Origin of the sequence: Streptomyces sp. RPT161 (assembly GCF_027533845.1) — a bacterium.
Classification (GTDB): domain Bacteria; phylum Actinomycetota; class Actinomycetes; order Streptomycetales; family Streptomycetaceae; genus Streptantibioticus_A; species Streptantibioticus_A silvisoli_A.
In genome coordinates this window covers 1-201 of the sequence record NZ_JAPZVN010000139.1, presented here as the reverse complement: position 1 = coordinate 201, position 201 = coordinate 1, and the positions used below count along the sequence as shown (strand labels likewise).

General features: G+C 65.7%; 1 protein-coding gene. It reads right to left on the bottom strand.

What is annotated here, in order from left to right; translation table 11 throughout:
* Positions 1-162: SpnB-like Rossmann fold domain-containing protein (locus O5O46_RS35270; RefSeq protein ID WP_443072709.1), on the bottom strand; the 162-nt coding region annotated here is incomplete at its 3' end.
* Between the last annotated feature and the right edge of the window lie 39 nt (positions 163-201).

Here is a 201-nt window from a genome sequence, read left to right as displayed (position 1 = left end):
GAACCGGCCCGGGTTCTCCGTCTGCGCCGAACGCACCAAACCCCACACCGCAGCCGCAGCCAAATCCGCCACCGACTCACCAGACCGAGCAGCAACCGCACCCCGAGTCCACACAACCAACGGCACCCTGGCGAACCGCTCCTCACCCAACCAGTGCTGCACCTGCCGCAACACCCACCCGGTCAACTCATGAGTCGAATC